General features: G+C 70.4%; 22 protein-coding genes. 14 read left to right on the top strand and 8 right to left on the bottom strand.

The features are described from left to right. Nucleotides 1-76: 76 nt before the first annotated feature. The 4 genes from Bequi_RS04375 (at nt 77) to Bequi_RS04360 (ending at nt 6,916) form a co-directional block, all read left to right on the top strand. A complete protein-coding gene (locus tag Bequi_RS04375; RefSeq protein WP_249736722.1) occupies nt 77-1,147 on the top strand; it encodes a GNAT family N-acetyltransferase in 1,071 nt (356 codons plus the stop codon). Between the two features lie 102 nt (nt 1,148-1,249). Continuing rightward, nucleotides 1,250-3,991: a phosphoenolpyruvate--protein phosphotransferase gene (ptsP, locus tag Bequi_RS04370; RefSeq protein ID WP_249736721.1), complete on the top strand. Its 2,742-nt coding sequence runs from the start codon at nt 1,250-1,252 to the stop codon at nt 3,989-3,991. A gap of 49 nt (nt 3,992-4,040) precedes the next feature. Continuing rightward, nucleotides 4,041-5,954, top strand: a complete 1,914-nt coding sequence (locus Bequi_RS04365) for a PTS transporter subunit EIIC (protein WP_249736720.1) — start codon at nt 4,041-4,043, stop codon at nt 5,952-5,954. A 110-nt stretch (nt 5,955-6,064) separates the two neighbouring features. After that, entirely contained in the window at nt 6,065-6,916 is an 852-nt protein-coding gene (locus Bequi_RS04360) for an HAD family hydrolase (protein WP_249736719.1), read from the top strand. Here Bequi_RS04360 and Bequi_RS04355 read toward each other — a convergent pair. From Bequi_RS04355 to Bequi_RS04335, 5 genes are all read right to left on the bottom strand, one after another. Next, the gene (locus Bequi_RS04355; RefSeq protein ID WP_249736718.1) at nt 6,880-7,299 is read right to left on the bottom strand and encodes a VOC family protein; all 420 of its coding nucleotides are present in this window, start codon (nt 7,297-7,299) and stop codon (nt 6,880-6,882) included. The two genes, Bequi_RS04360 and Bequi_RS04355, sit on opposite strands and share 37 nt — an antisense overlap. Before the next feature lie 27 nt (nt 7,300-7,326). Continuing rightward, the gene (locus Bequi_RS04350; RefSeq protein WP_249736717.1) at nt 7,327-8,742 is read right to left on the bottom strand and encodes an ATP-binding protein; all 1,416 of its coding nucleotides are present in this window, start codon (nt 8,740-8,742) and stop codon (nt 7,327-7,329) included. Nucleotides 8,743-8,809: 67 nt separating this feature from the next. Next, complete coding sequence (locus tag Bequi_RS04345) at nt 8,810-9,184, bottom strand: DUF1304 domain-containing protein (protein ID WP_347271969.1); 375 nt, start codon at nt 9,182-9,184, stop codon at nt 8,810-8,812. A 72-nt stretch (nt 9,185-9,256) separates the two neighbouring features. Continuing rightward, nucleotides 9,257-10,345 carry a squalene cyclase gene (locus Bequi_RS04340; protein WP_249736716.1) on the bottom strand — a complete coding sequence of 363 codons (1,089 nt, stop codon included), beginning with the start codon at nt 10,343-10,345 and terminating at the stop codon, nt 9,257-9,259. 21 nt (nt 10,346-10,366) lie between these two features. Next, nucleotides 10,367-10,900 (bottom strand): DUF1697 domain-containing protein, encoded by a 534-nt coding sequence (locus tag Bequi_RS04335; protein ID WP_249736715.1) that lies wholly within the window; start codon nt 10,898-10,900, stop codon nt 10,367-10,369. A gap of 72 nt (nt 10,901-10,972) precedes the next feature. On the opposite strand from Bequi_RS04335, the gene Bequi_RS04330 reads away from it, so the two are divergent. Beyond that, nucleotides 10,973-11,545: a GNAT family N-acetyltransferase gene (locus Bequi_RS04330; RefSeq protein WP_249736714.1), complete on the top strand. Its 573-nt coding sequence runs from the start codon at nt 10,973-10,975 to the stop codon at nt 11,543-11,545. Between the two features lie 121 nt (nt 11,546-11,666). Here Bequi_RS04330 and Bequi_RS04325 read toward each other — a convergent pair whose 3' ends face one another. Further along, nucleotides 11,667-11,915 (bottom strand): hypothetical protein, encoded by a 249-nt coding sequence (locus Bequi_RS04325; protein ID WP_249736713.1) that lies wholly within the window; start codon nt 11,913-11,915, stop codon nt 11,667-11,669. A gap of 42 nt (nt 11,916-11,957) precedes the next feature. Between Bequi_RS04325 and Bequi_RS04320 the strand changes: the two genes are divergently transcribed. Then, a complete protein-coding gene (locus tag Bequi_RS04320) occupies nt 11,958-12,497 on the top strand; it encodes a hypothetical protein (RefSeq protein WP_249736712.1) in 540 nt (179 codons plus the stop codon). Nucleotides 12,498-12,520: 23 nt separating this feature from the next. Here the strand turns inward: Bequi_RS04320 and Bequi_RS04315 are convergent, their stop codons facing one another. After that, the gene (locus Bequi_RS04315) at nt 12,521-13,279 is read right to left on the bottom strand and encodes a phosphatase PAP2 family protein (protein WP_249736711.1); all 759 of its coding nucleotides are present in this window, start codon (nt 13,277-13,279) and stop codon (nt 12,521-12,523) included. Between the two features lie 71 nt (nt 13,280-13,350). Between Bequi_RS04315 and Bequi_RS04310 the strand changes: the two genes are divergently transcribed. Then, complete coding sequence (locus Bequi_RS04310; RefSeq protein ID WP_249736710.1) at nt 13,351-14,361, top strand: NADP-dependent oxidoreductase; 1,011 nt, start codon at nt 13,351-13,353, stop codon at nt 14,359-14,361. 222 nt (nt 14,362-14,583) lie between these two features. Here the strand turns inward: Bequi_RS04310 and dld are convergent, their stop codons facing one another. Then, nucleotides 14,584-16,299, bottom strand: coding sequence for a D-lactate dehydrogenase (gene dld / locus Bequi_RS04305; protein WP_249736709.1), 1,716 nt, complete (start codon nt 16,297-16,299; stop codon nt 14,584-14,586). Nucleotides 16,300-16,691: 392 nt separating this feature from the next. Between dld and Bequi_RS04300 the strand changes: the two genes are divergently transcribed. The 7 genes from Bequi_RS04300 (at nt 16,692) to Bequi_RS04270 (ending at nt 23,513) form a co-directional block, all read left to right on the top strand. After that, complete coding sequence (locus Bequi_RS04300) at nt 16,692-18,059, top strand: ISL3 family transposase (RefSeq protein WP_430623086.1); 1,368 nt, start codon at nt 16,692-16,694, stop codon at nt 18,057-18,059. A 52-nt stretch (nt 18,060-18,111) separates the two neighbouring features. Next, nucleotides 18,112-18,909 carry a GNAT family N-acetyltransferase gene (locus Bequi_RS04295; protein ID WP_249736707.1) on the top strand — a complete coding sequence of 266 codons (798 nt, stop codon included), beginning with the start codon at nt 18,112-18,114 and terminating at the stop codon, nt 18,907-18,909. A 171-nt stretch (nt 18,910-19,080) separates the two neighbouring features. Continuing rightward, nucleotides 19,081-20,130, top strand: a complete 1,050-nt coding sequence (locus Bequi_RS04290) for a tripartite tricarboxylate transporter substrate binding protein (protein WP_347271965.1) — start codon at nt 19,081-19,083, stop codon at nt 20,128-20,130. Next, entirely contained in the window at nt 20,127-20,699 is a 573-nt protein-coding gene (locus Bequi_RS04285) for a tripartite tricarboxylate transporter TctB family protein (RefSeq protein ID WP_249736706.1), read from the top strand. Before Bequi_RS04290 ends, Bequi_RS04285 begins: the two co-directional genes overlap by 4 nt. Before the next feature lies 1 nt (nt 20,700). Then, on the top strand, nt 20,701-22,206 hold the full coding sequence (locus Bequi_RS04280; protein WP_249736705.1) for a tripartite tricarboxylate transporter permease: 1,506 nt from the start codon (nt 20,701-20,703) through the stop codon (nt 22,204-22,206). A 21-nt stretch (nt 22,207-22,227) separates the two neighbouring features. Further along, nucleotides 22,228-22,947, top strand: coding sequence for a YdcF family protein (locus Bequi_RS04275; RefSeq protein ID WP_249736704.1), 720 nt, complete (start codon nt 22,228-22,230; stop codon nt 22,945-22,947). A gap of 47 nt (nt 22,948-22,994) precedes the next feature. Next, nucleotides 22,995-23,513 carry a DnaJ family domain-containing protein gene (locus Bequi_RS04270; protein WP_249736703.1) on the top strand — a complete coding sequence of 173 codons (519 nt, stop codon included), beginning with the start codon at nt 22,995-22,997 and terminating at the stop codon, nt 23,511-23,513. Nucleotides 23,514-23,800 lie beyond the last annotated feature (287 nt).

The raw sequence follows: 23,800 nt of genomic DNA, 5'->3' as shown, positions 1-23,800 counted from the left end.
GAGGCATTGTCCCAGGGGGCGAGGAGGGCTCAGAAAACCGCTTGGCCCGCCCACGGGGCCGTGCTTCACTTCCCCCGTGCTCCACGACGACCTCTCCCTGACCATCCGCCCTCTCGACGCCGGCTCCGACACGGAGCTTGCGCAGTACGCCGCGCTCGATGAGGCGCTGGACGATCATGCGTTCGGCGGCCATGAGGTGCGGACTCTCGCCCAGCATCGGGCCCAGCTCGTCGACTCCTCCTACTCCCGCACCCGGCGCTGGGTCGCGCTCGCGGAGACGATGGAGGGCGGGCAGACGCTCGTCGGCCGCGCATCGGTGTCCATCCCGCTGGAGGAGAACCTCGAGACGGTCTTCGTCGGCGTGTCCGTGCACCCCGCGTTCCGGGGGCTCGGCATCGCGACCCGCATGGTCGAGGAGATCCTCCTGCCCGCGATCGAGGAGACCGGGCGGCCCCTGCGCTCCGCCTGGGGCGACGTGCCGGCAGACGGCGACGCCGACGACCCGGACCTCCCCGTGCACCGACTGGCGCGCCGGCTCGGCATCAGCCGCAAGGGCATGGCTGTCGTCCGCGCCGTCGAGCTCCCCGTCGCACAGGGCCTCCTGGACTCCCTGCAGGAGAGGGCCGACGAGAAGCTCGGCGACTACCGGATCGAGCTCTGGGAGAGCGAAGTGCCCGCGCAGCACCTCGAGGCCTACGGGCTGCTGCTGCGCCAGCTCGACCTCGACGACCCCGACGAGGACGTCGAGTACGAGGCGGCCGACTACACACCCGCCCGGATCCGCGAGATGGAGCAGCGCGAGCGCGATGCGGGCACCCGCACGCTCACCGCCGTCGCCATCGCTCCGGACGGCGCGTTCGCCGGCAACTCCGTGGTGCAGTGGCAGGAGGCCGAGGGCACGACCATCGGCTGGCAGGAGAACACCCTGGTCATGCCGGACCACCGCGGCCACCGCCTCGGCCTCGCGCTGAAGGTCGCGACCCATCGGCGCATCAGCGCGCTCGCGCCGCATCTGCGCAGCCTCATCACGTACAACTCGCACGTGAACCCCTGGATGATCGCGGTCAACGAGCAGCTCGGGTACCGGGTGATCGGCCGCGAGCTCGCGCTGCAGGGGCGCGCGGACGCTGGAGGAGCCGCGCGCTGAGGCAGATCGGCTCGTCCACACAGGACCCACGTCCTCCCATTCGAGGGTGATCGGGCGTACATTGAGCCGACTGCCCTGTGGACCCATGACTTGGAGGACGCAATGACCGCGCCCGCACATCCCGCCCGCCTCGAGCTCCTCGCTCCGCTCACCGGGGTGATGATGCCCCTCGATCAGGTCCCCGACCCGGTCTTCGCGCAGAAGATCGTGGGCGACGGCATCTCGATCGACCCGCTGGTCGGCGAGCTCCTCGCTCCCGCCTCCGGCACCATCGCCGACGTCCAGGCGACCTCGCACGCCGTCAGCATGGTGACCGACGAGGGCCTCGAGATCCTCATGCACATCGGCATCGACACCGTCGCCCTGAACGGCGAGGGCTTCACGGCGCGGGTGAAGGCGGGCGATGAGGTGAAGCCCGGCGACCTGCTGGTCAGCTTCGACCTCGACACCGTCGGCGCGAAGGCCAAGAGCCTGCTCACCCAGATCCTCATCCTCAACGGCGATGCGTACACCGCGCTCACCCCGGCGACCGGCCAGGTCACCGCCGGGAAGTCCGTGGCGCTGACAGTCGAGCTGCCGGCCGGCGCCGAGCAGGAGGCGACCCCCGAGCAGTCGCCGTCGGCCGACGCCCACCACGGCGAGAACGTCGCAGCCGCCGCAGCGCCTGTCGCCGCAGCGCCTGTCGCCGCTGCTGCCGTTCCGGCCTCCGCCGACGGCACGGTCACGTCCGATCCGATCGCGATCCCGAACCCGACGGGCCTGCACGCGCGACCGGCCGCGACGCTGGTCGACATCGCCAAGCGCTTCACCTCCGACATCAAGCTCCACTCGGGCGAGCGCTCCGGCAGCGCGAAGAGCATCATGGGCATCATGGCGCTCGGCCTCGCGAGCGGCGCCCGGGTGACCGTCACCGCGACCGGCGATGACGCCTCCGAGGCCGTCGCCGCCGTGGCCGACGCGATCCGCGAGGGACTCGGCGAGGAGATCCCCGCCGGCACCCCGAGCACCCTGGACACCGTCGCCGTCGCCGCCGTCGCGCCCTCGGAGAACCCCGAGGTCGCCGCGTCCGCCGACGCCGCGATCGCCCAGGCGAACGCCGCGGTGGCCGCCGCCGAGCCTGCTCCCGCGAAGGATCCGAACCTCCTCGAGGGCGTCTCCGCCTCCCCGGGCCTCGGCTTCGGCACGGTGCACCGCATCACGCACGAGGAGATCGAGGTCGCCGAGAACGCCGCCGATCCCGTGGCCGAGCGCCGCGCGCTCGACGCCGCGATCGACCGCTCGGGCCTCGAGCTCGACGAGCTGCAGCGCCGCCTCACGGAGGAGGGCGACAAGGACCGCTCGGCGATCTTCGCCGCGCACCGCGAGATCCTCGGCGATCCCGAGCTGGTGGAGGTCGCCGGCGGGTTCATCTCCGAGGGCCGCAGCGCCGGCTACGCGTGGAAGCAGGCCTACACCGCGTTCGCCGACCAGCTCGCAGCCCTCGACAACGAGGTCCTCGCCGGCCGCGCGACCGACCTGCGCGACGTCGGCCAGCGCGTGCTCGCCCAGCTCACGGGCCAGGGCGGCGGGGCCATGGAGCTCCCGCAGGACGCCATCCTCATCGCCGAGGACCTCACCCCTTCGGACACCGCGCAGTTCGACGCCGAGAAGGTCGCCGGCTTCGCGACCATCGGCGGCGGCGCCTCCTCGCACGTCGCGATCATCGCCCGCTCCCTCGGCATCCCCGCGATCGCGGGCGTCGAGGCGCGCGCGATGGACATCGCCGACGGCACCCGCGCCATGATCGACGGCGCCGCGGGCATCCTGCGCCTGAACCTCACCGAGGACGAGGTGACCGAGATCCGCGGCCGCCAGGAGCGCCTCGCCGCCATCAAGGCGGAGGAGGACTCCCACAAGGACGAGCCCGCCATCACGCTGGACGGCCACCAGGTCGCCGTGGTCGCGAACATCGGCAACGCGAAGGACGCCCGCAACTCCATGGAGTACGGCGCCGAGGGCGTCGGCCTGCTGCGCAGCGAGTTCGTGTTCATGGACCGGGCGAGCGCGCCCACCGAGCAGGAGCAGGCCGAGGTCTACGCCGAGTGCTCGCGGGCCCTCAAGCCCGGGCAGCCGCTCGTGATCCGCACCCTCGACGTCGGCGGCGACAAGCCCCTGCCGTACCTGCCGATACCGCCCGAGGAGAACCCGTTCCTGGGCATCCGCGGCGTGCGCGTCGGCTTCGAGCAGCCCGAGGTGCTCGCCACCCAGGTGCGCGCGATCCTCACCGCTGCCGATGCGGGCGCGAAGCTCTACGTCATGTTCCCGATGATCGCCACCATCGAGGACTGGCGCGAGGCCAAGCGCATCTACGACGAGACCGTCGCGGCCAGCGGCCTGCACGAGGCGGCCGCGAACGTGTCCGTCGGCGTGATGATGGAGGTGCCGAGCGTCGCGATCATGGCCCGCCAGTTCGCCGCCGAGGAGGGGCTGGACTTCTTCTCCGTCGGCACCAACGACCTCACGAGCTACACCCTGGCCATGGACCGCGGCCATCCGCGCCTCGCGCCTCAGGTCGACCCGTGCAACCCCTCCGTGCTCGCGCAGATCGGCGCGGCCGCCGAGGCGCTGCACGCGCGCGGCAAGTGGCTGGGCGTGTGCGGCGGCGTCGCCTCGGACCCGCAGGCCGTGCCGATCCTGATCGGCCTCGGCGTGGACGAGCTCTCCTGCTCGATCCCCGCGATCCCCTCCGTCAAGGCCGCGGTGCGCCGCGTCTCGGCGGCCGAGTGCCAGGAGCTCGCCCGCCAGGCGGTCACCTGCGCCACCCCGGCCGAGGTGCGCGCGCTCGTGCCCCTCGAAGCCGTCTGACCTCACCCATCCCTTTCCCCTCCTTCCCTGCAACGGAACAGGAATCCTCATGGCCACCACATCCACCCAGACGACCGCATCGGAGATCATCGATGCGATCGGCGGCCCGCAGAACGTCGCGAGCCTCAGCCACTGCGCGACCCGCCTGCGCTTCCAGCTCAACGACCAGTCTGCAGCCGACCAGAAGCGCCTGGACTCGATCCCCGGCGTGATGGGCGTCGTCCCCCAGGGCTCGACGGGCATGCAGGTCATCATCGGCGGCGCCGTGCAGAACGTGTACAACGACATCAACGCACTGCCCGCGATGGCGAGCGCCGGGGCGGCTCCGGCGGCCGCGAAGGGCGGCGAGCTGTCGGACGAGGAGATCAAGGCGCAGGCCCGCGCGGGCGGCGTCCGCGGTCGCTTCTCGGGCGTCGACAAGTTCTTCGAGTTCCTCTCGGACTCCTTCCGCCCGATCATCGGCGCGCTGCTCGGCGCCTCGCTGATCATCACGTTCATGTCGCTCATGTCGACTCTCGGCGTGATCGGCAACTGGGCTGATCCGCGCACGGCGCTGCCGGAGTCCTGGCAGTTCGTGAACCTGATGTGGCAGAGCGTGTTCGTGTTCCTGCCGCTGATGGTCGCCTACAACGCCTCGAAGAAGCTCGGCGCCGATCCGTGGGTCGGCTTCGCGATCATGGCGATGGTGATGCTCCCGGGCTTCACCGCCCTCGGGCAGTCCGATGTCGCGACCCAGCAGACCGTCTTCGGCTCCGAGGTCACGATCGTGGAGATCTTCGGACTGCCGCTGACGATCTTCGGCTACGCCTCCCAGGTGTTCCCGCCGCTGCTGATGGCCGCCCTGCTCGGCCCGCTCTACAAGCTGCTGCGGCGCATCATCCCCACCGACCTGCAGCTGATCTTCGTGCCGTTCATCGCGCTGGTCATCATGCTGCCGCTGACGGCCTTCCTCATCGGCCCCATCGGCGTGTACCTCGGCGCGTTCGTCGCGAACGTCCTCGGCTCGATCAACGACTTCTCGCCGCTCGTGTTCGCGATCGTGGTGCCGCTCGCCTACCCCTTCATGGTGCCGCTCGGCCTGCACTGGCCGATCAACGCCGTGATGCTGCTGAACATCGCCCAGAACGGCTCGGACTACATCCAGGGCCCGATGGGCGCCTGGAACTTCGCCTGCTTCGGCGCCACCGCCGGCGTGCTGTTCCTGTCGATCCGCGACCGCGAGAAGCAGATGCGCCAGACGGCCACAGGCGCCCTCGCCGCCGGTCTGCTGGGCGGCATCTCGGAGCCCTCGCTCTACGGCATCCACCTGCGCTTCAAGCGGATCTACCCGCTCATGCTGGTGGGCTGCCTCGTGGGCGGTCTGATCATCGGCATCGGCGGCGGCGTGAACACCTCCGCGTTCGTGTTCACCTCGCTGCTGACGATCCCCGCCTTCGACAACATCCCGCTGTACGCGGCGGGCGTGCTCTCCGCGTTCGTCGTCTCGATGCTCATGGTCATCTTCTTCGACTACCGCACCAAGGAGCAGAAGGCCGAGGCGCTCGCCGCCAAGACCGCTGCCGAGCGCGGCGACGCCGCTGTGGATCCGGCCCAGCCGGTCGACGACGCGCGCGTCGCGGCCGACGCCAGCCAGGCCCGCCCGGTGGCGGCCCCGGTCGCTGCCGCGGCTCCGGCTGCGGCCGCCGCTCCCGTCGCAGGGGGTGCCGACGACTCCACCGATGCGCAGCGCGAGAGCGCCGGGCGCTGGATCGAGGCCCTCGGCGGAGCGGGCAACGTGCAGGACGTCTCCGCGATCGCGGCGACCCGCGTGCGCGTGGCCGTGAAGGACTCGAGCCTCGTGCGGGCCGACGCCCTGGCCGGTGACGGCGTCGCCGCCGCACAGGTCGGCGAGGGCGTCTGGCACCTGGTGCCGGGCCTCGACGCTGAGCAGTACGCGGGAGCGCTGCGCTCGCGCCTGAGCTGACTCACCGCTGACGCCGTCGCGTCCGCGCTCGAAGGAGCTGCGGGCGCGGCGGCGTCATGCGCGGGGGTGCGGGGGGCGGAGGCGCAGGGGACGCTCCGTAGACTCGCCCCATGCAACGCGTGCGGCTGGTGGCCTCCGACCTCGACGGGACCCTGCTCGATGACCAGGGTGTCGTCACGGAGCGCACCGCGCGCGCCTGGCGGGCCCTGTGGGACCACGGCATCGAGACCGTCCTCGTCACCGCGCGGCCCCCGCGCTGGGTCGACCACCTCGCCGGCATCACCGGAGCCCACGGCGTCGTGATCTGCGCGAACGGCGCCTTCGTCTACGACGCGGCGAACCAGCGGATGCGCGAGCGCACCGTCCTCGCGCCGGAGCTCCTGCGCGCCCTCATCCGCGATCTGCGCGGCATCGAGGGCGTGGCGCTGGCCGTGGAGACGGAGAGCGGATTCCTGCAGGAGGACGGCTTCTGGGCCACCCTCGCAGGCACCCCCGACATCGGCCGCGGGAGGGTCGTCGCCGACCTCACCGCCGAGGAGCTCGCCGGGGAGGGGGCATCCGTCGGAAAGCTCCTGGCGCGCAGCGATGCGCTCGGGCAGTCGGAGTTCCTGGAGCGCGTGAGGGAGATCGTCGGCGATCGCGCGCTGCTGTCGAGCTCGGGGGCCGACGGTCTCGCGGAGATCGGCCCCGTCGGCGTCACCAAGGCCGCCGCGCTCGCCCGCTGGTGCGAGAGCCTCGGGATCACCCGCGAGGAGGTCTGGGCGTTCGGGGACATGCCCAACGACATCCCGATGCTCACCTGGGCCGGGACCGGTTGGGCCGTGGCCGGCGCCCACGAGGACGTCCTCGCGATCGCGGATCGGACGTGCCCCGCGAACACCGAGGACGGTGTCGCCCAGGCGCTCGAGGCCCTGCTCTCAGGGGGTCAGGCCGCGGCGTCCCCGGAGCCCGCGCCCTCCTGAGGTGCCATCCAGAACGGCGAGTAGTGGTAGCCGTCGAGGTCGTCGAACTGGCGCTGGTACATGAACGGGTACTCGTCGGTGTCGCCGATGCGGGCGCCGGCGGCCTCCGCGCGCGCGAGCAGCTCGTCGACCGCCTCGCGGCTCGGCAGGTCGAAGGAGACGTTCACCTTGGAGGGGGTGTCCGGCCCGCCGATGACGTCCTCGGTGCCGCCGACGCTCGCGTACATCTCGCGGCTCGCGAGCATGAGGAACTGGCCGGGAGCCATCTCGATGCATGAGACGTCCTCGCGGGACATCTCGGGGTTCAGGGTCCACCCGAGGGCGAGGTAGAAGGCGGTCGCGCGCTCGACGTCGGCCACGGGGCAGGAGAGGAAGAAGCTCATGCGGGCAATCTTCGCAGAGCGGGAAGATCAGCGCACGATCTCCCATGTCGCCCGAGGGTCGCGTGCGGAAGTGCCGCGCCACGAGATGAGTCCCGCTTCTCTCAGGCCCGCCAGCGCAGTGCGAACGTACGGTCGAGAGCGCCCGGAGGCGTCGATGATGTCTCCCGTGCCCATCGGAGCGTCGTGCTCGCGAAGGATGCGCAGGATCTCTTCTCCTCCCGAGGGCAGGGAGGCGAGCAGCTGAGGGCTGAGGCTGGGCTCTGCGCGCAGGAGCAGACGCACGCTGCCGCTCGTCTGCTCGTACGTCGGATCCTGGAGGCCGGCCACGCGCATCTCCTCGAACATGCGTCGGATGCCCTCACCCCTCTCCTGCGTGATCCCGAGGTCCGAGCACACGCGAGCGATCCTCGGGTTCCTTGCGTATCGGGCGATCTCCAGAGGGTGATGCGGGTCTGCAAGTCCGGGGAACCTCCCGGGGCTCTCGATCTCGATCCTCCCCGGGTGGATGTTCACTCGGATGTGATCTCCGGCCATGGAGTAGCTGCGGTGCACGACCGCGTTGACGAGACCCTCGAGCCACGCGTCTGCGGGGATGATGTCGATGTTCTCGAAACGACCTCGGTTCCCGAGCGCCCTGTGCTGCGGCATCCACTCGGCGATCCTGCGGGAGGCCGAGGCGATCACGCTGGGAATGGGACCGTCGAATCGCTCGTCCCGCCCGGCCTCCAAGGTCAGGCGCCGACCCGTGCCAGCCTGATCGCTCGTGAAGCGGAGCACCCGTACGGACGCCTGGGGCAGCCATTGCTGCGGGTCCTTCGCGAGGAGGAGGGCGGCGGCATGCGTGAGGCTGCCGTCTCGAGTCAGGAGAGACCGTGCCCGTAGAGCAGTCTCATCGGAGCCCGTGCTGCCCACGGATGAGCGGTACTCCGCAAGGAGGTCCAGATCGAGATCCTGGGCATCGGCGCCGGGAGCGGCTTCGCCTTCGAAATGCGCGGAGCCGCGATCGAAGTCGAGTTCGCGCCGTTGGGCGTAGGAGAGCCGCTTCGATTCGTCGCCGACGCGGAGATACACCTCTCCGGTGCTCGTCTCGTGGACGTGCTCGCTGACAGGGATGTCGAAGCGCAGCACCGATCGACCGTCTCCCAGGTCGAGGCGCTCGGTGTGGACACGCACCGGCGGATGAGTGAAGTCGATGCTCGCCTGACGCAGAGCGTTCTCCTTGTCGACGGTGAGCTCGGCACCGTCATATCGGCCCCCGTGGAGACCCACGATGACCGTCCCGCCCTCGGCGTTCGCGAAGGCGGCGAGCGCGCGTGCAAGATCCTTCGGGGCGATGCGGCCGGACTTCCGATCGAACCATTGGTCCTCGGGAACGGCGAGCAGAGCGGCCAGGCGGTCGCCGGGAGGTGCGCTCTGAGCGAGCGCGATGGCAGAGACGGACATGCACCTACTCTAAACGGTTTAGAGTAATTGCGAGTGAGTTCGCATGAGCTTCGTCGGGTGGCCCCGTTCAGCCGAGCAGCCGCGCGACCCCCATCGCCCCGACCGCGAGCAGCGGCAGGGCGCCCTGGCGGATCGCGGCGCCGCGCCGGTGCGGCGAGGAGAGGAGCAGCACGCTCGCCGCGGCGAGCATGCACCCGCAGCCGGCGAGCACGAGGGTCGCGCCGACGGCCACGTGGCCGCTCGCGCACAGCGCGATTCCGAGCGCCGTGAGGATCGCGAGGAAGAGGTTGTAGAACCCCTGGTTGTAGGCGAGCTCCGCGGTCGCCTCGACCTCGGCGTCGGTCGCGGGGCCGAAGGTGCGGCGAGCGAGCGGCCCCCGCCAGGCGATCGACTCCATCCAGAAGATGAGCACGTGCAGGGCAGCGGCGAAGGCCGCGAGGATCAGGGCGAGGATCAGCAGGGGAGGCTCCTGGGGAGTGCGGGGCGGTGGGTGAACACGGCGTGCGGGTCGGTGTCAGATCTCCAGCTGGAGGCGCAGGGCGGCTTCGGGCTCCGCATCCCACCACTGCAGGATCCGCAGCCCCAGGAACGTGACCCAGGGGGAGGGCTCGCCTTCGAGCACATCGATCGGCGACCATACCGCCCCGGGCAGCACGCGGCCCTGGAGGAAGCGGCCGTCCGGTCCCTGCTGAGCCCGGAGCGCCTCGATCGCATCGGCGAGCCGCGGATCGGGGCGTGCGGGGCTGTCGTCGGCACCGGTGCCAGAGTCGGCACCAGCCCAGCGCGTCTCGGCGAGGTGGGCGGCGCGGAAGTAGGTCAGGGAGTTCAGGATGCTCGCGACGTGGCGCAGGGGATAGGCGAGGTTGGTGATGAAGGGACCGATCAGCGCGCCGTCCCGCAGGCGCCGCATCAGACGCCGCTGAAGCAGGTACTCCTCGCCGCGGCGGCGGGCGGCGCGGATCTGCGGCAGGGTGTCGTCGGCCGGGGCGGCGCCGCTGCGCACTGCGCTCTCGTAGGCGATCAGGCCCTTCAGCGCGTTCAGGGTGGAGTGCACGCTGCTGACCTCCGCGCCCTCGACCCATTCGCAGTTCCAGCCGCCGTCGGCCAGCTGATGTGCCACGAACCAGCGCGCGAGGTGGCGCATGTCCCGGCCCAGCCACAGCCCGTTCTCGAGCGTCATCGCGTTGATGCAGCAGTCGACCTCGCCCTCCCAGTAGGGCAGATCGTCGTACTCCCAGCGGGCGCTGCGCTCGAGGGCGGCGACGGTGTCCGCGACGCGCAGGGCCGACGGGTCCGCGCCCCATTCCCGCAGCATCGTGAGGGACCAGGTCGTCGCCGTCCACGGCTGGCCGGGCAGGGCCGCGTGCTCCTCGGCGTCCGGCCCGTCGAACCAGTCGGTGCCGCCGGGGAAGTATGCGCCGGCGGCCCAGCGCCCGTCATCGTCCTGATGGGAGAGGAGGTCGGCGCCGAGCCCCTCGGTCGCGACGCGGGCGCGGGTCGCCTGCCAGGTGGTTTCGTCGGCCCCCAGCAGATCGCGCTGCACCTGCCAGCGCAGGGCGGGATCGGTATCCAGCAGCCAGGTGATCAGCGGGGTCTCGGTCATGGGGCGATCGTAGGGGAGGGGTCAGACCATCTTCGCGAGCGTCTGGATGTTCCGGTTCGTGGTGGAGGCCTTGAAGCGCGTCTTCGCGAGCACCGCGGCGAACGGCGTGCCGACGGTGGAGCCCTTCGGGCAGGACCAGTAGAGGACGCCCTCGCCGGGGGCGACCTGCTCGAAGGCGCCGTCGGCCCTCTTCCCGGTCCCGAGCTGGTTCGCGGCGGCGGCCAGCTCGTCGCGCACGGCGGTCTCGTCGCAGAAGATGACGTATCGGTGCCATCCCTCGCGCACCGGGAAGGGGCAGTCCGCGACGATCGCCGCCAGGCGCTCGTGGGGGATGACCTGCGCGAACGCCGCATAGCCGAAGCGCTCGGCGAGCGCCGCCTCGATGCGGGGGCGCAGGGTGCCGGCCGACTCGTCCGAGGTGAAAGCGGCGTTCCCGGTGTTCAGCCAGGTGGTGACGTCGCCCAGGCCGAGGCCCGTCAGCAGCGCCCGCAGATCCGCCATCGGCACGCGGATCCGGCCGACGTTGATCCCGCGGAGGAAGAGGGCGTAGCGCATGGGGCCAGGGTAGGGCTTTCTGGCGCGGATAATCGCTCGGCCTTCGCATTGCTCCCGGCATACGCTCCCGGCATGCCGACCCCTTCCGTGACCGTCCGCGACTACCAGCCCGCCGACGAGCCGTCGTGGCTGCGCTGCCGCGCCCTCTCCTTCCTCGGTTCCGCCTACTTCGACGACGTGAAGCCGCGCCGCACGCGGGAGAACCAGATCGAACTGGTCGCCGTGCTGCGAGCAGCCTCTGCGGGGGCTGACGACGTCGTCGGCATCCTCGACGTGGAGATCGACGGCGACCTCGCCACCATCGACACCCTCGCCGTCCACCCCGATCACCAGGGGCTCGGGATCGCCAGCGCTCTGCTCGAAGAAGCGCTGCGGTGCCTGCCCCAGGCCGTCACGACGCTCGACGCCTGGACCCGCGATGACGAACCGGCCCTCGCCTGGTACCGCTCGCGCGGCTTCGAGGAATCGGACCACTACCTGCACGTTTACAAGACATCCGACACTCCCGACGAGGGCTGGTCGGCTCCCGAGGGGCTCTCCGCTCCCGTGCTCGCTTTCGCCCACGGGAGCATCGAGGACGAAGCGGCCATGCGCGAGCGCTTCGAACGGGTGCACGTGTGCCGGAGGTTCGCGCGGAGCATCTGAGCACTGGGGTGCTTCAGCGGGGATGGGCTCAGGGATCCTGACGAAGCCTGCCCGTGGCGATCAGCTCGGAGCGGACCTCCTCAGCCGCGAAGTACCGGCCTTCTGCGAAGTCCCGCTGGCTCTACCGGATCCCGTCCATCTCCGCAGCGCTCGCGAGGACGTCGCGCGTCTCGCGGAAGGAGTCGGCGTCGGACGGCTTCACCCGCAGCGCCGACCACGCCGCATCGACCGCGGCGATCGCGACCGTCGTCCAGCCGACGTCCGGCTGCTCCACGCGCTCGCGGATCGCGTCCGGATCCGCGGGCAGGTGCACCGTGCTGCCGGGCTTCACGAGGAGCTTCGCGGCGACGGTCTTCGCGCTGGTGGCCATGGCGGCATCGTAGGGGAGCCCGGAGCCCGGTAGCGTTCGCCCATGCTGACCCTGCTGCTCTACTGCCTGCCCACGATCGTGTACGTCATGGTGCGCTCGCGACGCGGTGACGACCGGGCCGAGGCGATCCGCGACGCGGGCGCGGCCCTCGGGACGCTGTCCGGCTACGGGCTCGGGCTCCTCGTGGGGCTCGCGATCGCGGCTCTGACCTGGCTGGCGGCGCGTCCGCTGGGGCTCAGCGGCGGCAGCCTCGAGACCGTCGTGAACCCGCTCGCGATCATGCAGGCGCTCGCGCTCGCCGCCGGGCAGGAGATCCTGTTCCGCGGTCTGATCGGCGGGGTGCTGATGCGCCGTCTCGGCTTCCCCGCCGGCAACGCGCTCCAGGCGGTCATCTCCCTGCTGCCGACGCTCCTGCTCGCTCTCGCCCTCGGGGCGGCCGCGACGGCCTGGCCGCTGCTGCTGGCGCAGCTCGTCTCGTCGCTGCTGCTGGGCACCTTGCGCCACCGCCTCGGCACGTGCTTCCCCGGCATCCCGGCCTCGGCGCTCGGCACCCTCCTCGGGACGGTGCTCGCGGTCCTCTGACCCGCCGGCTCTGACCCGCGCCGTCAGCATGAGCGGGAGGGCTCTGCGCTGCGCTCGGCCCGTCGGCGCCGCAGCCACAGCTGGTGCGCGGTGATCACCGCGAGCGACCACGCCAGTCCGATCAGCCACCCGGCGATCACGTCCGTCAGCCAGTGGGCGCCGAGGTAGACGCGGCTCATGCCCATCGCGAGCGCGTACCCGGCGCACGTTGCGACCACGCTCCAGCGCAGCCAGGCCCTGCGCAGCGAGATCCAGGCGAGGTAGGCGACGATCGCCATCAGCACCGTCGCGTTCAGCGTGTGCCCGCTCGGGAAGGACGGGGAGGTCTCGTGGGGCGGCAGAGCCAGCGTGTGCGGCGGGCGCACCCGGCCGACGATCGCCTTGCCGAGCGCGGTGATCGCGAGCGCGCCCGTCATCGCCGGCGCGATCACCAGCGCCGGCGCCGGATCCCGGCGCAGCGCGCAAAGCCCTGCCATGAGCAGGAGCGTCACGATCGCAGCGCCCATCACATCGCCGGCGTGCGCGAGCGCCTGGGCGAGCAGCGTGAGGGAGTGCGTGCGGTGGTCGATCATGAACTGCAGGACGGGATGGTCGAGCACCGCGATGCCGTCGCCGTCCGTCACCCCCTCGTAGACCTCGTGGGTCGCCACCGTGAGGGCGCCGACGAGGCCCAGAGCCAGGAGCAGCAGCCCCGCCGGTGCGAGGGGATGGGTCGCGGCGCGTGCGATGGCGGCGCGCGGCGCAGCCGGCAGGGCGGTCAGGGGCGAGGGGGAATCGGGCATCAGGTGAGTATGCCCGCGAAGAGGGCCAGCCGGGGCCGGAGTCCGCGCCCCGCGCGCCTACTATCGGCGCCATGCGTGCTCTCGTCTTCACCGCCTACGGCGACCCCTCCGTCATGTCCCTCACCGAGGTCCCTGCTCCCGTGCCCGCTCCGGGAGAGGTGCTGATCCGCGTCACCGCGGCCGGGCTGAACCCCGTCGACGCCCTGCAGCGCGAGGGCACCTTCAAGGCCATCGACCCCTACCGCTTCCCGAAGGTCGCCGGCAACGAGCTCAGCGGCGTCATCGAGGCCCTCGGCGCGGGCGTCACCGGCTTCGAGGTCGGGCAGAGCGTCATCGCGCGCGTCGGGAAGTCCGAGCTCGGCGCCATCGCGCAGCTCGCGACCACGAGCGCCGCGCACGTCGCCGCAGCGCCCACCTCGATCCCGCTGGCCGACGCCGCAGGGCTCCCCCTCGCCGGTCTCACCGCCCAGCAGGCCCTCGGCCCCGACCATCTCGACGTGCGCGCGGGCGAGCGGCTGCTGATCACGGGCGCCGCAGGCGGCGTTGGCCAGATCGCCGTGCAGCTCGCCGTGGCTCTCGGGGCCGAGGTCACCGTCACCGCGTCTCCGGAGGGCGCCGAGATCCTTCGCGGCCTCGGCGCCGCGCACGTCATCGACTACCGCGAGCGCACCGTCTCCGAGGGCCCCGAGCGCTTCGACAAGGTGCTGGACCTCGTCGGCGGCGACACGGTCTCCGACGCTCTCCACGCGCTCGAGCCCGGCGGGGCCCTCGTGACGATCTCCGGCCCTCCCTCCCCGGGCAGCCTCACCGTGATCGCCGCGCCCTCGCGCCGCTGGGTCGCCGCGATCGTCGAGCGCGCCGCGAGCCGGCGCATCCGTCGGACCGCGCGCGCCCTCGGCGTCTCCTACGAGTTCTTCCTCATGCACCCCGACGGCGCCGGCCTCGCCGCGCTCGTGCGCGAAGTCGATGCGGGCCGTTTGAGCGTCCCGATCGACAGCCGTTTCCCGCTCGAGGAGTACCGGGCCGCGTTCGAGCGCCTCGAGTCCCGCCGCTCCAAGGGAAAAGTGGCTCTTCAGAGTTGAGTGTGGGTGCGCTGGTGGTGCGGGGTAGCTGACGGCGTGAGGCGATGACCCGTTCTCGGACCGGGCGCGGCCCTCGCCGCCACGCGATTCTATGGCCTGCCCAGCCTCTGACCGATGTCTCGACTCATCCGTCCCGGTGGACCTAGGGAGTCGAGCCCTAGGTCCACCCGAGATGGATAAGACATCGCTCAGGCTCTCACAGCGTCGCGCTACCTTGGGGACTTAGGCCCAGTCCTTGTGCGGCGACGTGCCGCCGATACCGGCGTTGAACGTATTCGTCGGATCGAGCTCCTTGAAGTGCTCTTCCATGGACTCCGGCAGCTTGTAGATGCGACCGTAGTTGTGCTCGGCGGGCAGCTTCGCGCCGCGCTCCTCCAGCAGGTGCTGGATGCGGTCGTGCAGCGCCTCGGGATCCACGCCCTGCTTGGCGACATAGTCCTGGTGCATCACATGGCAGAAGAAGTGCCCGTAATACGCCTTGACCTCAAGCTGGTCGTCGATCTCCTCCGGCAGCACCTCGAGCCAGTTCCAATCGTCGCGACGCAGGGCCACATCGATGGGGATGAGCCCTGCGATGTGCCGGCGCTTCAACGCGGCGTAGCGAGTGGCGGCACTGGCCGCGCCGAACCGGTTGAGCGACGCGCTCTTTTCTTCATCAGACGTGCAGATGAAGAACTCACCAGTGTGCTCGGGCTCTGCGAAGAACTCCTTGAGCATCTTCTCGCTCGCGGCCTTCTGCGACTCGCTGACGGTGAGCAGCAGGTGATGCTCGAAACGGTTGCGGTACTCCATCATGCGCTTGGGCAGCTGGTTGGGCAGCACGCTGAACATGGCTTGCGATACCGTGTCGGCGAAGGTCGGACCAATGCCGGGAATCTTCGAGAACAAGCCGTTGGCCCACGTCTTGAACGAGAACATGCGCGTCTGCAGCGCTGGACTCATGAACTTCAGGAAGACGAAGGTGTCTTTGCCGTACTTCTCGGCCAAGTCGAAGGCACTGCGGCCCATGTACTCACCAGAGATAGGCAGCGGCATGTCGGCTTCGAGGAACAACCGACGGATCTCTTCGAGCTCGTGCGTGTTGTTCGTGCCGATGTAAAACACGGTCGGGTGCACTTCGCGAGGGAAGGTGCGGGTGCGCACCGCGAACACCATCAGCTTGCCGGCCGAGCCGGAAGCCTCGAACAGGTACTCGGGGTTCGCATTGTAGCGAGCAGGCGAAGGCACGATCTTGCGCAAGTGCTCGGCGTACTCGGTCTCGTTCGAGTCTTCGGGAGCTGGGGTGACATCCTCGGGAGACCACTCGCCGCACTGTAGACGGTCGAGTGCGACCTCAGGGTCGTCTCCGAGCGAGATGCCCAGGTGATTGACCAGCTCGACCTTGCCGTGGTCGTTGACGCGGGCGAAGATCGCTTCGCGCGTGAATGCCGGACCCTTGCGAATCTGGCTGCCGCCCGAGTTGTTCGCGATGCCGCCGATGACCGAGGCGCCGATTGATGTCGACCCGATCACCGAGTGCGGCTCGCGCTGGTGCTTGGCGAGCGCGTCGGTCAGGTGTGTCAGCGGGGTGCCCGCGAGCGAGATCGCCTCGCGCGCGTCGTTGATGAGGTGCACCTCATCGATGCGGTGAGTCGAGATGATCACAATGGGGCGATCGTAGTCTTGGAAGCCGGGGCCGGATCCACCAGTCAGGCCCGTGTTCGATGCCTGCGGGATGACGATGAGGTTGTTGTCGACGGATACCTGCAGCGCCCGCCACATCTCGACCAGCGTGCCGGGGCGCACCACGGCGAAGACTGGTCCTCCGCCGAATCGATAGCCTTTGCTGAATGGCATCGTGGCACGCTCAGAGGTCAGTACATGTTCGTCGCCGACGATTCTCTTGAACGCATCGATCGCTTCGTGCGAAGTCGTGGTGGTCTGTCCTGGTTGCGTCATCTCTAAGCTTCCTATATTCAGTTGCATCACAAGCGCGTCATGATGCTGAGGGGATGTCGCCTTGATCCGAGCTAGTCCGCGGTCGTTCATTTTTTGATGGGCGGGGAAACGAGCCAGGGGGACGACGTCTGCGACCGTCTGCCCGGAAGCTCGCTACGGCGTCCAAGGAGTGTGCGTGTGCGTATGCATGTGCATACGCACATCCTCATTGTAGAAGATGCGCATCAGATAGTTTCGGACCGCGGTACTTTCGGACTCCGGTAGGTTCGGACCGCGATAGTTCGGACCACGATGTCGGCCACTGCCCTCACCCCATAGATGGCTCTTCAGAGTTGAGTGTGGGTGCGCTGGTGGTGCGGGGTAGCTGGTGGTAAGCGTCGAGGTCCCGGATGATGAGCGGACTTCTACCTCTGCTCGCACCAAGGACCTCGACGATACACAACCATAGTTGCGTATGCCCTGACGCGCTCGATCGCTATGGGAGATGCGATCTTCTCCTGGACTTCCCCGGCCTTCACCTGATCGCGGTCTCGCAGGCTCCATCAGGCCTGATGCTCGAGGTGGAGTCCTGCGATCCGGTCACGGGCTGCCCTGGCTGTGGAGTCATCGCGACTGGTCACGGCCGTGTGATGGTCGAGATGATCGATGCGCCCTGGGCCGGCAGGCCGGTGCGGATCCGGTGGCGGAAGCGCCGCTGGATCTGCCTTGAGGACATCTGTCCCGTGGCGACGTTCCTCGAACAGGATCCCGAGGTTTGCGCACCGCGGGGACTGTTGAGCATCCGTACGGTTCGGTGGGCGATCAGCCAGCTCCGCCGTGAAGGAGCGACGATCCAGGGCCTGGCGCGGCAGCTCGGCACCACCTGGAACACGCTCTGGTCCCAGGTTCAGCCCGTCCTGACCCTGGCCGCCGAGGACCCGTCCAGGTTCGAAGGAGTGCATGTCCTGGGCGTGGACGAGCATGTCTGGCATCACCGTGATCCTCGCCGGCGTGGTCCGAAGGAACTCACCGGGATGGTCGATCTGACGCGCGGCCCCCACCCGACCGCGAGGCTTCTCGATCTCGTCCCGGGCCGATCCGGGACGGTCTATCGCAACTGGCTCGACGAGCGGGGCGAGGAGTTCCGGCAAAGTATCGACATCGCGACGCTGGATCCGTTCCAGGGATACAAGAACGCGATCGATGACCGCCTCGAGGATGCCACCTGCGTACTGGATGCGTTCCACATCGTGAAGCTCGGCGGGGCTGCGATCGACGACGTCCGCCGCCGGATCCAGCAGGAGACCCTCGGCCACCGCGGCCGCAAGGGTGATCCTCTCTACGGGATCCGCAACGTCCTTCGCGCCGGCCGAGAACGCTTGACGAGCAGGCAACAGGTGCGTCTGGCCAGCGCTTTCGACGCCCATCCCGCTCACATCGAGGTCGAGGTCGCCTACCACTGCGTCCAGGACCTCCGAGACGTGTTCCACCAGCCCACACCCGCCCGGGGTCGTCGACTGGCCGAGCAGCTGATCGAGAAGCTGCCATCGTGCCCGATCCCCGAGATCGCGCGGCTCGGGACGACCCTGCGCCGCTGGCGGACAGCGTTCCTGGCCTACTTCGACACCGACGGCGCGAGCAACGGCGGGACAGAGGCCGTCAACGGGATCATCGAACTCGGCCGCCGCATCGCCAGAGGGTTCCGCAACTTCGAGCACTACCGACTCCGCATGCTCCTCATCACCGGCGGTCTCGACGCCTCACCCCACACTCAACTCTGAAGAGCCGGAAAAGTCCTTGTCGAGATCTGATCCGGCCTCGCATACTGGCCCGATGACGCCCGAAGAGCTCCTCCGCCTGTACGACCAGCAGCTGCGCGCCGAGGCCGAGGTGGCCGACGCCGACGAGGTCACGGCCATCGGCCCGGTGCTCGCCGCGATCTTCCCCGCACGCGGGAGGGGCTTTGCGACGGCCCGCCCCATCCCCGCCGGCACGGATGTCGAGGCGCTCGTCGCCGAGGTCGCCGCGCACTTCCAGTCGGATCCGCGGGTCTCGAACGCCGAGTGGAAGACCCGCGGGCATGACGGGACCCTGGGCCTTCTCGACGCCCTCGCCCGCCACGGCTTCAGGCTCGAAGAGGTCGAGACAATCATGGCCGGGGACATCGACGCCGTGATCGCCGCCGAGAGCCCCATCCCCGTCCACTACTCGCTGCATCGGGCAGACACCCCCGCGCTGATCCGCGAAGCGGAGGCGCTCGCGGGCCGCGTGTTCGGAGATTCTCCCGAGGACTCCGCCCGCCGGGCCGACGAGCTGGTCGAGCGCGACCGGCGGTGGCCCGGATCCTTCGAGATGTGGTGCGTGCGCGATGCGAGAGGCGAGATCGTCTGCTCCGGCCGGGTGGATCCGGTCCCCGGATCGGACTTCGCAGGGCTCTGGGGCGGCGCGTGCGCACCCGAGCACCGCGGGCTGGGCCTGTACCGGGCGCTCACGGCCGCTCGGGCCCGCAGCGCGCGAGAGCGGGGAGTCCGCTTCCTGCAGTCGGACTGCTCCCCGATGTCGCGGCCGATCCTCGAGCGGGCCGGCCTGGTGCCGATCACCACCACCACTCCTGCGGTCTGGCGACGCTGAGGGCCCGCCCGTCTCGTCGACGTCTGAGTTGAGACATGGCTTGCTGGGAGCAGTCTGTGGTGTAACCTAGGCCACTTCCCGCCCCTCGCAGGTCGGAGCGACATCGCAGTCGCGCCTCAGCGCTGCATCCCCCCGCTGTCGTCTCTCTCCTCCTCGCCCCCGGAGACGACCATGTCCCATGCCTCCTCCGCGGTCCCGCCGGATCCCTCACCGGATTCCCCGGCGAATCCGCCCGCCGCGCCCACCCGCCGCACGGCGATGACCGTCCTCGGCGCCCTCGTCGCCGCAGGCGCCATCGGCACTGCGACCGCGGGCTCCATCCTCTCCGCCTCCTCCGGCAGCGATGTGCGCTCCTCCCTTTCGCTCGTCGCCCCGGCGGCCGCGGGCGGCGGATGGGACGCCGTCGCACGGCAGATGCAGCAGGCGCAGCGCGAGAACTCGATCGTGAACAACACGCAGGTGCTGAACATGCCCGGCGCCGGCGGCACGATCGCCCTGAACAACTTCGCGACCCTCTCCGGCCAGTCCGACATGCTGCTGATCGGCGGCACCGGGCTGATGGCCGGCACCATCCAGTTCGACTCGAAGACGAAGTTCACCGACATCACCCCGCTCGCGGTGCTCGTGGAGGAGTACGACGCGATCGTCGTCCCGGCGAACTCGCCGTACCAGGACCTCGCCGCGCTGGTGGCCGACTGGACCGCGAACCCGGGGGCGGTGCCGTGGACCGGCGGCGGCTCCTTCGACCAGCTCGTCGTCACCGATCTCGCCGTGAAGGCGGGGCTCACCGGCGCCGACGTCAACTACATCTCCTCCGACGGCGGCGGCGAAGCGCTCGCCGCGCTGCTGAACGGCACCGCCAAGGCCGCCGCGAGCGGACTGCCCGACACCCGCGACCAGATCGAGGCGGGCCGCCTGCGCGCCCTCGCCCTGATCGCGAAGGAGCCGATCGAGGGCCTCGACGTGCCGACCGCGATCGAGCAGGGCTACGACGTCACCCTCTCGAACTGGCGCTCGGTCTCCGCCCCCGCGGGCCTCGAGCCCGAGACCGTCGACGAGCTCGTCGAGATCGTGCTCGAGACCGTGGCGACCCCCGAGTGGGCCGACGCGATGGAGAAGTACGCATGGACCGAGAACGTCATCACCGGCGATGAGCTCACCGCGTTCCTCGCCGATCAGGAGACCCGCATCCGCGCGCTCTACGAGGAGATGAACGCATGAGCAGCAGCTTCGCCCCTCTGGGGAAGGTCGAGGACCGTCGGGCCCCGATCCACCTCCTGCGCGAGCTGACGATGCCGATCGTGCTCGTCGCCGTCATCATCTACCTGGTCTACGGGCTGGTCACGATGACCGTCCCCGGCAATGCCGCGTTCCCCGGTCCCCGCTTCTTCCCGCTGATCATCGTCATCGCCATGACGATCCTGGTGATCCTGCAGACCATCACCGCAGTGCGCGACTGGCGCAGCGGGGACCTCGTCGAGCTCGGGGAGGACGAGGACCAGCGCCGTCAGTCCGGACTCGTCGTCGAGGCCGGGACCAGCAGCCGGATGGACGTGCCCTCCCTTCTGTGGATCATCGGATCCTTCCTCGCCTTCGCGGTCACCCTCGAGATCCTCGGCTGGATCATCGCCGCAGCGCTCCTGTTCTGGGGCGTCGCCCGCGGATTCGGCTCGCGCACCCCGCTGAAGGACCTCGTGATCGGGCTGACGGTCTCCTCGATCGCCTACATCGGCTTCGACATGCTGCTCGGCCTGAGCCTCCCCTCGGGCATTCTCGGATGGGGGTTCTGACATGGATTCGCTCGCCTCTCTGATCGACGGCTTCGGGCACGTCCTCAGCATCCAGAACCTGCTGTGGGTGGTCATCGGCTGCTTCCTCGGCACCGCCGTCGGCGTCATGCCGGGCCTCGGGTCCTCGATGGCGGTGGCCCTGCTGCTGCCCGTCACCTTCGCTCTCGAGCCGACCGCCGCGCTCATCATGTTCTCCGGCATCTACTTCGGAGGCCTCTTCGGCGACTCCACGATGGCGATCCTGCTGAACACCCCCGGGCAGGCCTCCTCCATCGCCTCGACCTTCGAGGGCTACAAGATGGCGCAGAACGGCAGGGCGCCCCAGGCGCTCGCGACCGCCGCGATCGGCGCGTTCATCGGCGGCATGATCGCCTCGGTGGTCGTCACCTTCCTCGCCCCATGGCTCGCGGAGTTCTCCTCGCAGTTCGGCCCCGCGGAGTTCTTCGCGCTCGCCCTGTTCGCCTTCGTCGCCACCAGCTCGGTGGTGACCGACAGCGCGATCAAGGGCCTGCTGGCCCTCGTGCTCGGCCTCGCCATCGCGGTGATCGGCATCGACGGCGTCTCGGGCGCACCGCGCTTCACTCTCGGCAGCCCGCTGCTGTTCGACGGCATCTCCATCGTCACCGTGACCGTGGGCATGCTGGCCCTCGGCGAGGTCATCTACATGGGCGTGATCGCCCGGAAGACCGACGAGGGCGAGATGCTGCGCCCGAAGGGCCGGCCCTGGCTCTCCGGGAAGGAGTTCCGCGAGGCGCTGCCCGCGTGGCTGCGCGGCACCGCCATCGGCCTCCCGTTCGGCGTGATCCCCGCCGGCGGCTCCGAGATCCCGACGTTCCTCGCCTACGGCGCGGAGAAGAAGCTGGACTCCCGCCGCCCCGACCCCCAGTTCGGCACCGGCGCGATCCGCGGCCTCGCCGCGCCGGAGGCCGCCGGCAACTCCACCACCGGCATGGCGATGGGCGCCCTGCTGGCGCTGGGCCTGCCGATCTCCGCGACGGCCGCGGTGATCCTCGCGGCGTTCCGCATGTTCGGTCTCCAGCCAGGGCCCCTGCTGTTCGTGAACCGCCCCGATCTGGTGTGGGCGCTGATGGCGAGCTTCTTCGTCGCGATGATCGTGCTGCTGGCGATCAACCTGCCCTTCGCGATGCTCTGGGCGAAGCTGCTGCTGATCCCGAAGCCCTACCTGTACGCGGGCATCACGATGTTCTGCGGGCTCGGCATCTACGCCTCCAGCTCCTCGATCGCGGATCTGATCGTGCTGCTCGTGATCGGCGTGCTCGCCTTCCTCATGCGCACCTTCGACTACCCGCTGGCACCGCTGATCATCGGCATGGTGCTCGGCCCGCTCGCGGAGTACAGCCTGCGCGACGCGATGCAGAGCGCCGACGGCGACGCGAGCGTGCTCGTCTCCAGCCCGATCGCGATCGGCCTGTACGTGGTGCTGCTGCTCGTGCTCGGCCTCACCATCCGCGCGAAGCTCGCCGGGAGGGCGGGCGCACGGGCCTGAGGTCGGCGCTAGGCTCGCTGCGTGGCAGGACGACGGCTCTCCCTCTCTGCGGCGCCGGTCCTGGCGGCGGCGCTCGCTGCGGCGCTCGCTGCGGTCATCGCGGGAGCCGAGGCGATCTCCTGGCGGGCGGCTCGCCGGGCCCGGCGCGAGGACTCCGCCAGGGCCGACGGCGCGGCCCGGGATGCGGGGCCGGGAGCGCCGCCCCTGCGCGAGAGCGTCGTAGTGCTCGGGTACGGCAACCGCGGCGAGGTGCTGAACGGTGTGAACCGCTGGCGGCTGCGGATCGCTCTGCGCTCGATGACGCCGGGCGCGCAGACCACCCTCATCGCGAGCGGCGGCGCGGTCAGCGGCGCGAGCGCGGAGGCCCAGCTCCTCGCCCGCCACGCCCGCGCGGTCCTCGGATGGGAGGGACCGCTGCTCATCGAGGGCCGCAGCCGCACCACCTGGGAGAACATCGAACAGATCATCCCGCTGGTGGAGGACGCCCAGCGGATCGTCATCGCCTCGAGCCCCCTGCACGCCGAGCGCGCCCGCGCGTTCCTGCAGGCGCAGCGACCGGATCTCGCCGCGCGCCTCGCCCCTGCCGCGAACCATCGCTTCGGGGAGCGGATGCTGTGGAAGCCGGCCGAGGCGGTCGTCGGCCTCGAAGGGCTGCGCCGCGCGCGCAGGGACGGTCAGATCCCCTCGCGGCGCGCGGGCCGGGCCGGGCTGGGTCGGGCCGGGCCGGCGCGCAGAGGGTGAGCCGATGAGGGGAGAGACGATGAGGGATAGCCGATGAGGGAGGGCCGATGAGGGACAGGCGCTGGGTCGAGAGCGCGGTGGACGAGGCCATCGCCCGCGGCGACTTCGAGGACCTCCCGGGTGCAGGCAAGCCGCTGGACCTCCCCGATCACCACGACCCCGACTGGTGGATCAAGGGCCGCCTCGAGGGGGAGGACGTCGACCGCGACGCGCTGCTGCCGCCCGTGATCCTGCTGCGCCGGGAGCGGGAGGGCCTCGAGGAGACCCTGCGCGTGCTGCGCGACGAGAGCGCGGTGCGGGAGTACGCCGAGGACTTCACTGCCCGCGTGCTCGAGGACCGCGCCGCGACCCCCTTCGCCCGCCTCCTCGCTCCCGTCCTCGATCCGGAGGACGCGGTCGCGCGATGGCGGGAGATCCAGGCGGAGGAGGGGGCGGCGGCAGGAGGCGCGGCGGATCCGGGCGCAGGACCGCGCGACGAGCCAGGACCGCACGACGAGCGGCGCGGGCTGCTGGCCCGGCTACGTCGGATCCTGGGGTCCAGGAACGGCGGCGCCGCGCCGCGGTGAACCGCCGAGGCACCTTTCCAGAGGGGCCGACGCCTTTGGGCCCGCTCAGGTACCTTTGCGGCGGTTGGATGCCGCTGCGGCCCGCTCAGGTACCTTTGCGACGCGCGAAAGGTACCCACGTGGGTCGCAATCCACGCGGGACGGGGCGGGGCCGGGCGGGGCCGGGCGAGGCGGGACAGGCGAGGCGGGACAGGCGAGGCGGGACAGGCGGGGCGGGACGGGCGGGGTAGGGCGCGCCTGCGGCCTGCGGCCTGCGGCCCGCGGCCCGGTGCCCAGGGCCGCCGCGT

It is taken from the genome of Brachybacterium equifaecis, from assembly GCF_023509525.1.
Classification (GTDB): Bacteria; Actinomycetota; Actinomycetes; order Actinomycetales; family Dermabacteraceae; genus Brachybacterium; species Brachybacterium equifaecis.
The sequence above is the reverse complement of the archived record's forward strand: the minus strand, read 5'-3'. Positions and strand labels throughout refer to the sequence as shown.

What these genes read in the sequence shown, in the direction of transcription:
- Bequi_RS04295 (WP_249736707.1), top strand. Translation starts at nt 18,112, where the DNA reads ATGACGCCCGAAGAGCTCCTCCGCCTGTACGACCAGCAGCTGCGCGCC.
- Bequi_RS04285 (WP_249736706.1), top strand. Translation starts at nt 20,127, where the DNA reads ATGAGCAGCAGCTTCGCCCCTCTGGGGAAGGTCGAGGACCGTCGGGCC.
- Bequi_RS04280 (WP_249736705.1), top strand. Translation starts at nt 20,701, where the DNA reads ATGGATTCGCTCGCCTCTCTGATCGACGGCTTCGGGCACGTCCTCAGC.
- Bequi_RS04315 (WP_249736711.1), bottom strand. Translation starts at nt 13,279, where the DNA reads ATGCCCGATTCCCCCTCGCCCCTGACCGCCCTGCCGGCTGCGCCGCGC.
- Bequi_RS04270 (WP_249736703.1), top strand. Translation starts at nt 22,995, where the DNA reads ATGAGGGACAGGCGCTGGGTCGAGAGCGCGGTGGACGAGGCCATCGCC.
- Bequi_RS04290 (WP_347271965.1), top strand. Translation starts at nt 19,081, where the DNA reads ATGTCCCATGCCTCCTCCGCGGTCCCGCCGGATCCCTCACCGGATTCC.
- dld (WP_249736709.1), bottom strand. Translation starts at nt 16,299, where the DNA reads ATGACGCAACCAGGACAGACCACCACGACTTCGCACGAAGCGATCGAT.
- ptsP (WP_249736721.1), top strand. Translation starts at nt 1,250, where the DNA reads ATGACCGCGCCCGCACATCCCGCCCGCCTCGAGCTCCTCGCTCCGCTC.
- Bequi_RS04335 (WP_249736715.1), bottom strand. Translation starts at nt 10,900, where the DNA reads ATGCGCTACGCCCTCTTCCTCCGCGGGATCAACGTCGGCCGGATCCGC.
- Bequi_RS04340 (WP_249736716.1), bottom strand. Translation starts at nt 10,345, where the DNA reads ATGACCGAGACCCCGCTGATCACCTGGCTGCTGGATACCGATCCCGCC.
- Bequi_RS04320 (WP_249736712.1), top strand. Translation starts at nt 11,958, where the DNA reads ATGCTGACCCTGCTGCTCTACTGCCTGCCCACGATCGTGTACGTCATG.
- Bequi_RS04365 (WP_249736720.1), top strand. Translation starts at nt 4,041, where the DNA reads ATGGCCACCACATCCACCCAGACGACCGCATCGGAGATCATCGATGCG.
- Bequi_RS04325 (WP_249736713.1), bottom strand. Translation starts at nt 11,915, where the DNA reads ATGGCCACCAGCGCGAAGACCGTCGCCGCGAAGCTCCTCGTGAAGCCC.
- Bequi_RS04350 (WP_249736717.1), bottom strand. Translation starts at nt 8,742, where the DNA reads ATGTCCGTCTCTGCCATCGCGCTCGCTCAGAGCGCACCTCCCGGCGAC.
- Bequi_RS04310 (WP_249736710.1), top strand. Translation starts at nt 13,351, where the DNA reads ATGCGTGCTCTCGTCTTCACCGCCTACGGCGACCCCTCCGTCATGTCC.
- Bequi_RS04355 (WP_249736718.1), bottom strand. Translation starts at nt 7,299, where the DNA reads ATGAGCTTCTTCCTCTCCTGCCCCGTGGCCGACGTCGAGCGCGCGACC.
- Bequi_RS04300 (WP_430623086.1), top strand. Translation starts at nt 16,692, where the DNA reads ATGAGCGGACTTCTACCTCTGCTCGCACCAAGGACCTCGACGATACAC.
- Bequi_RS04360 (WP_249736719.1), top strand. Translation starts at nt 6,065, where the DNA reads ATGCAACGCGTGCGGCTGGTGGCCTCCGACCTCGACGGGACCCTGCTC.
- Bequi_RS04330 (WP_249736714.1), top strand. Translation starts at nt 10,973, where the DNA reads ATGCCGACCCCTTCCGTGACCGTCCGCGACTACCAGCCCGCCGACGAG.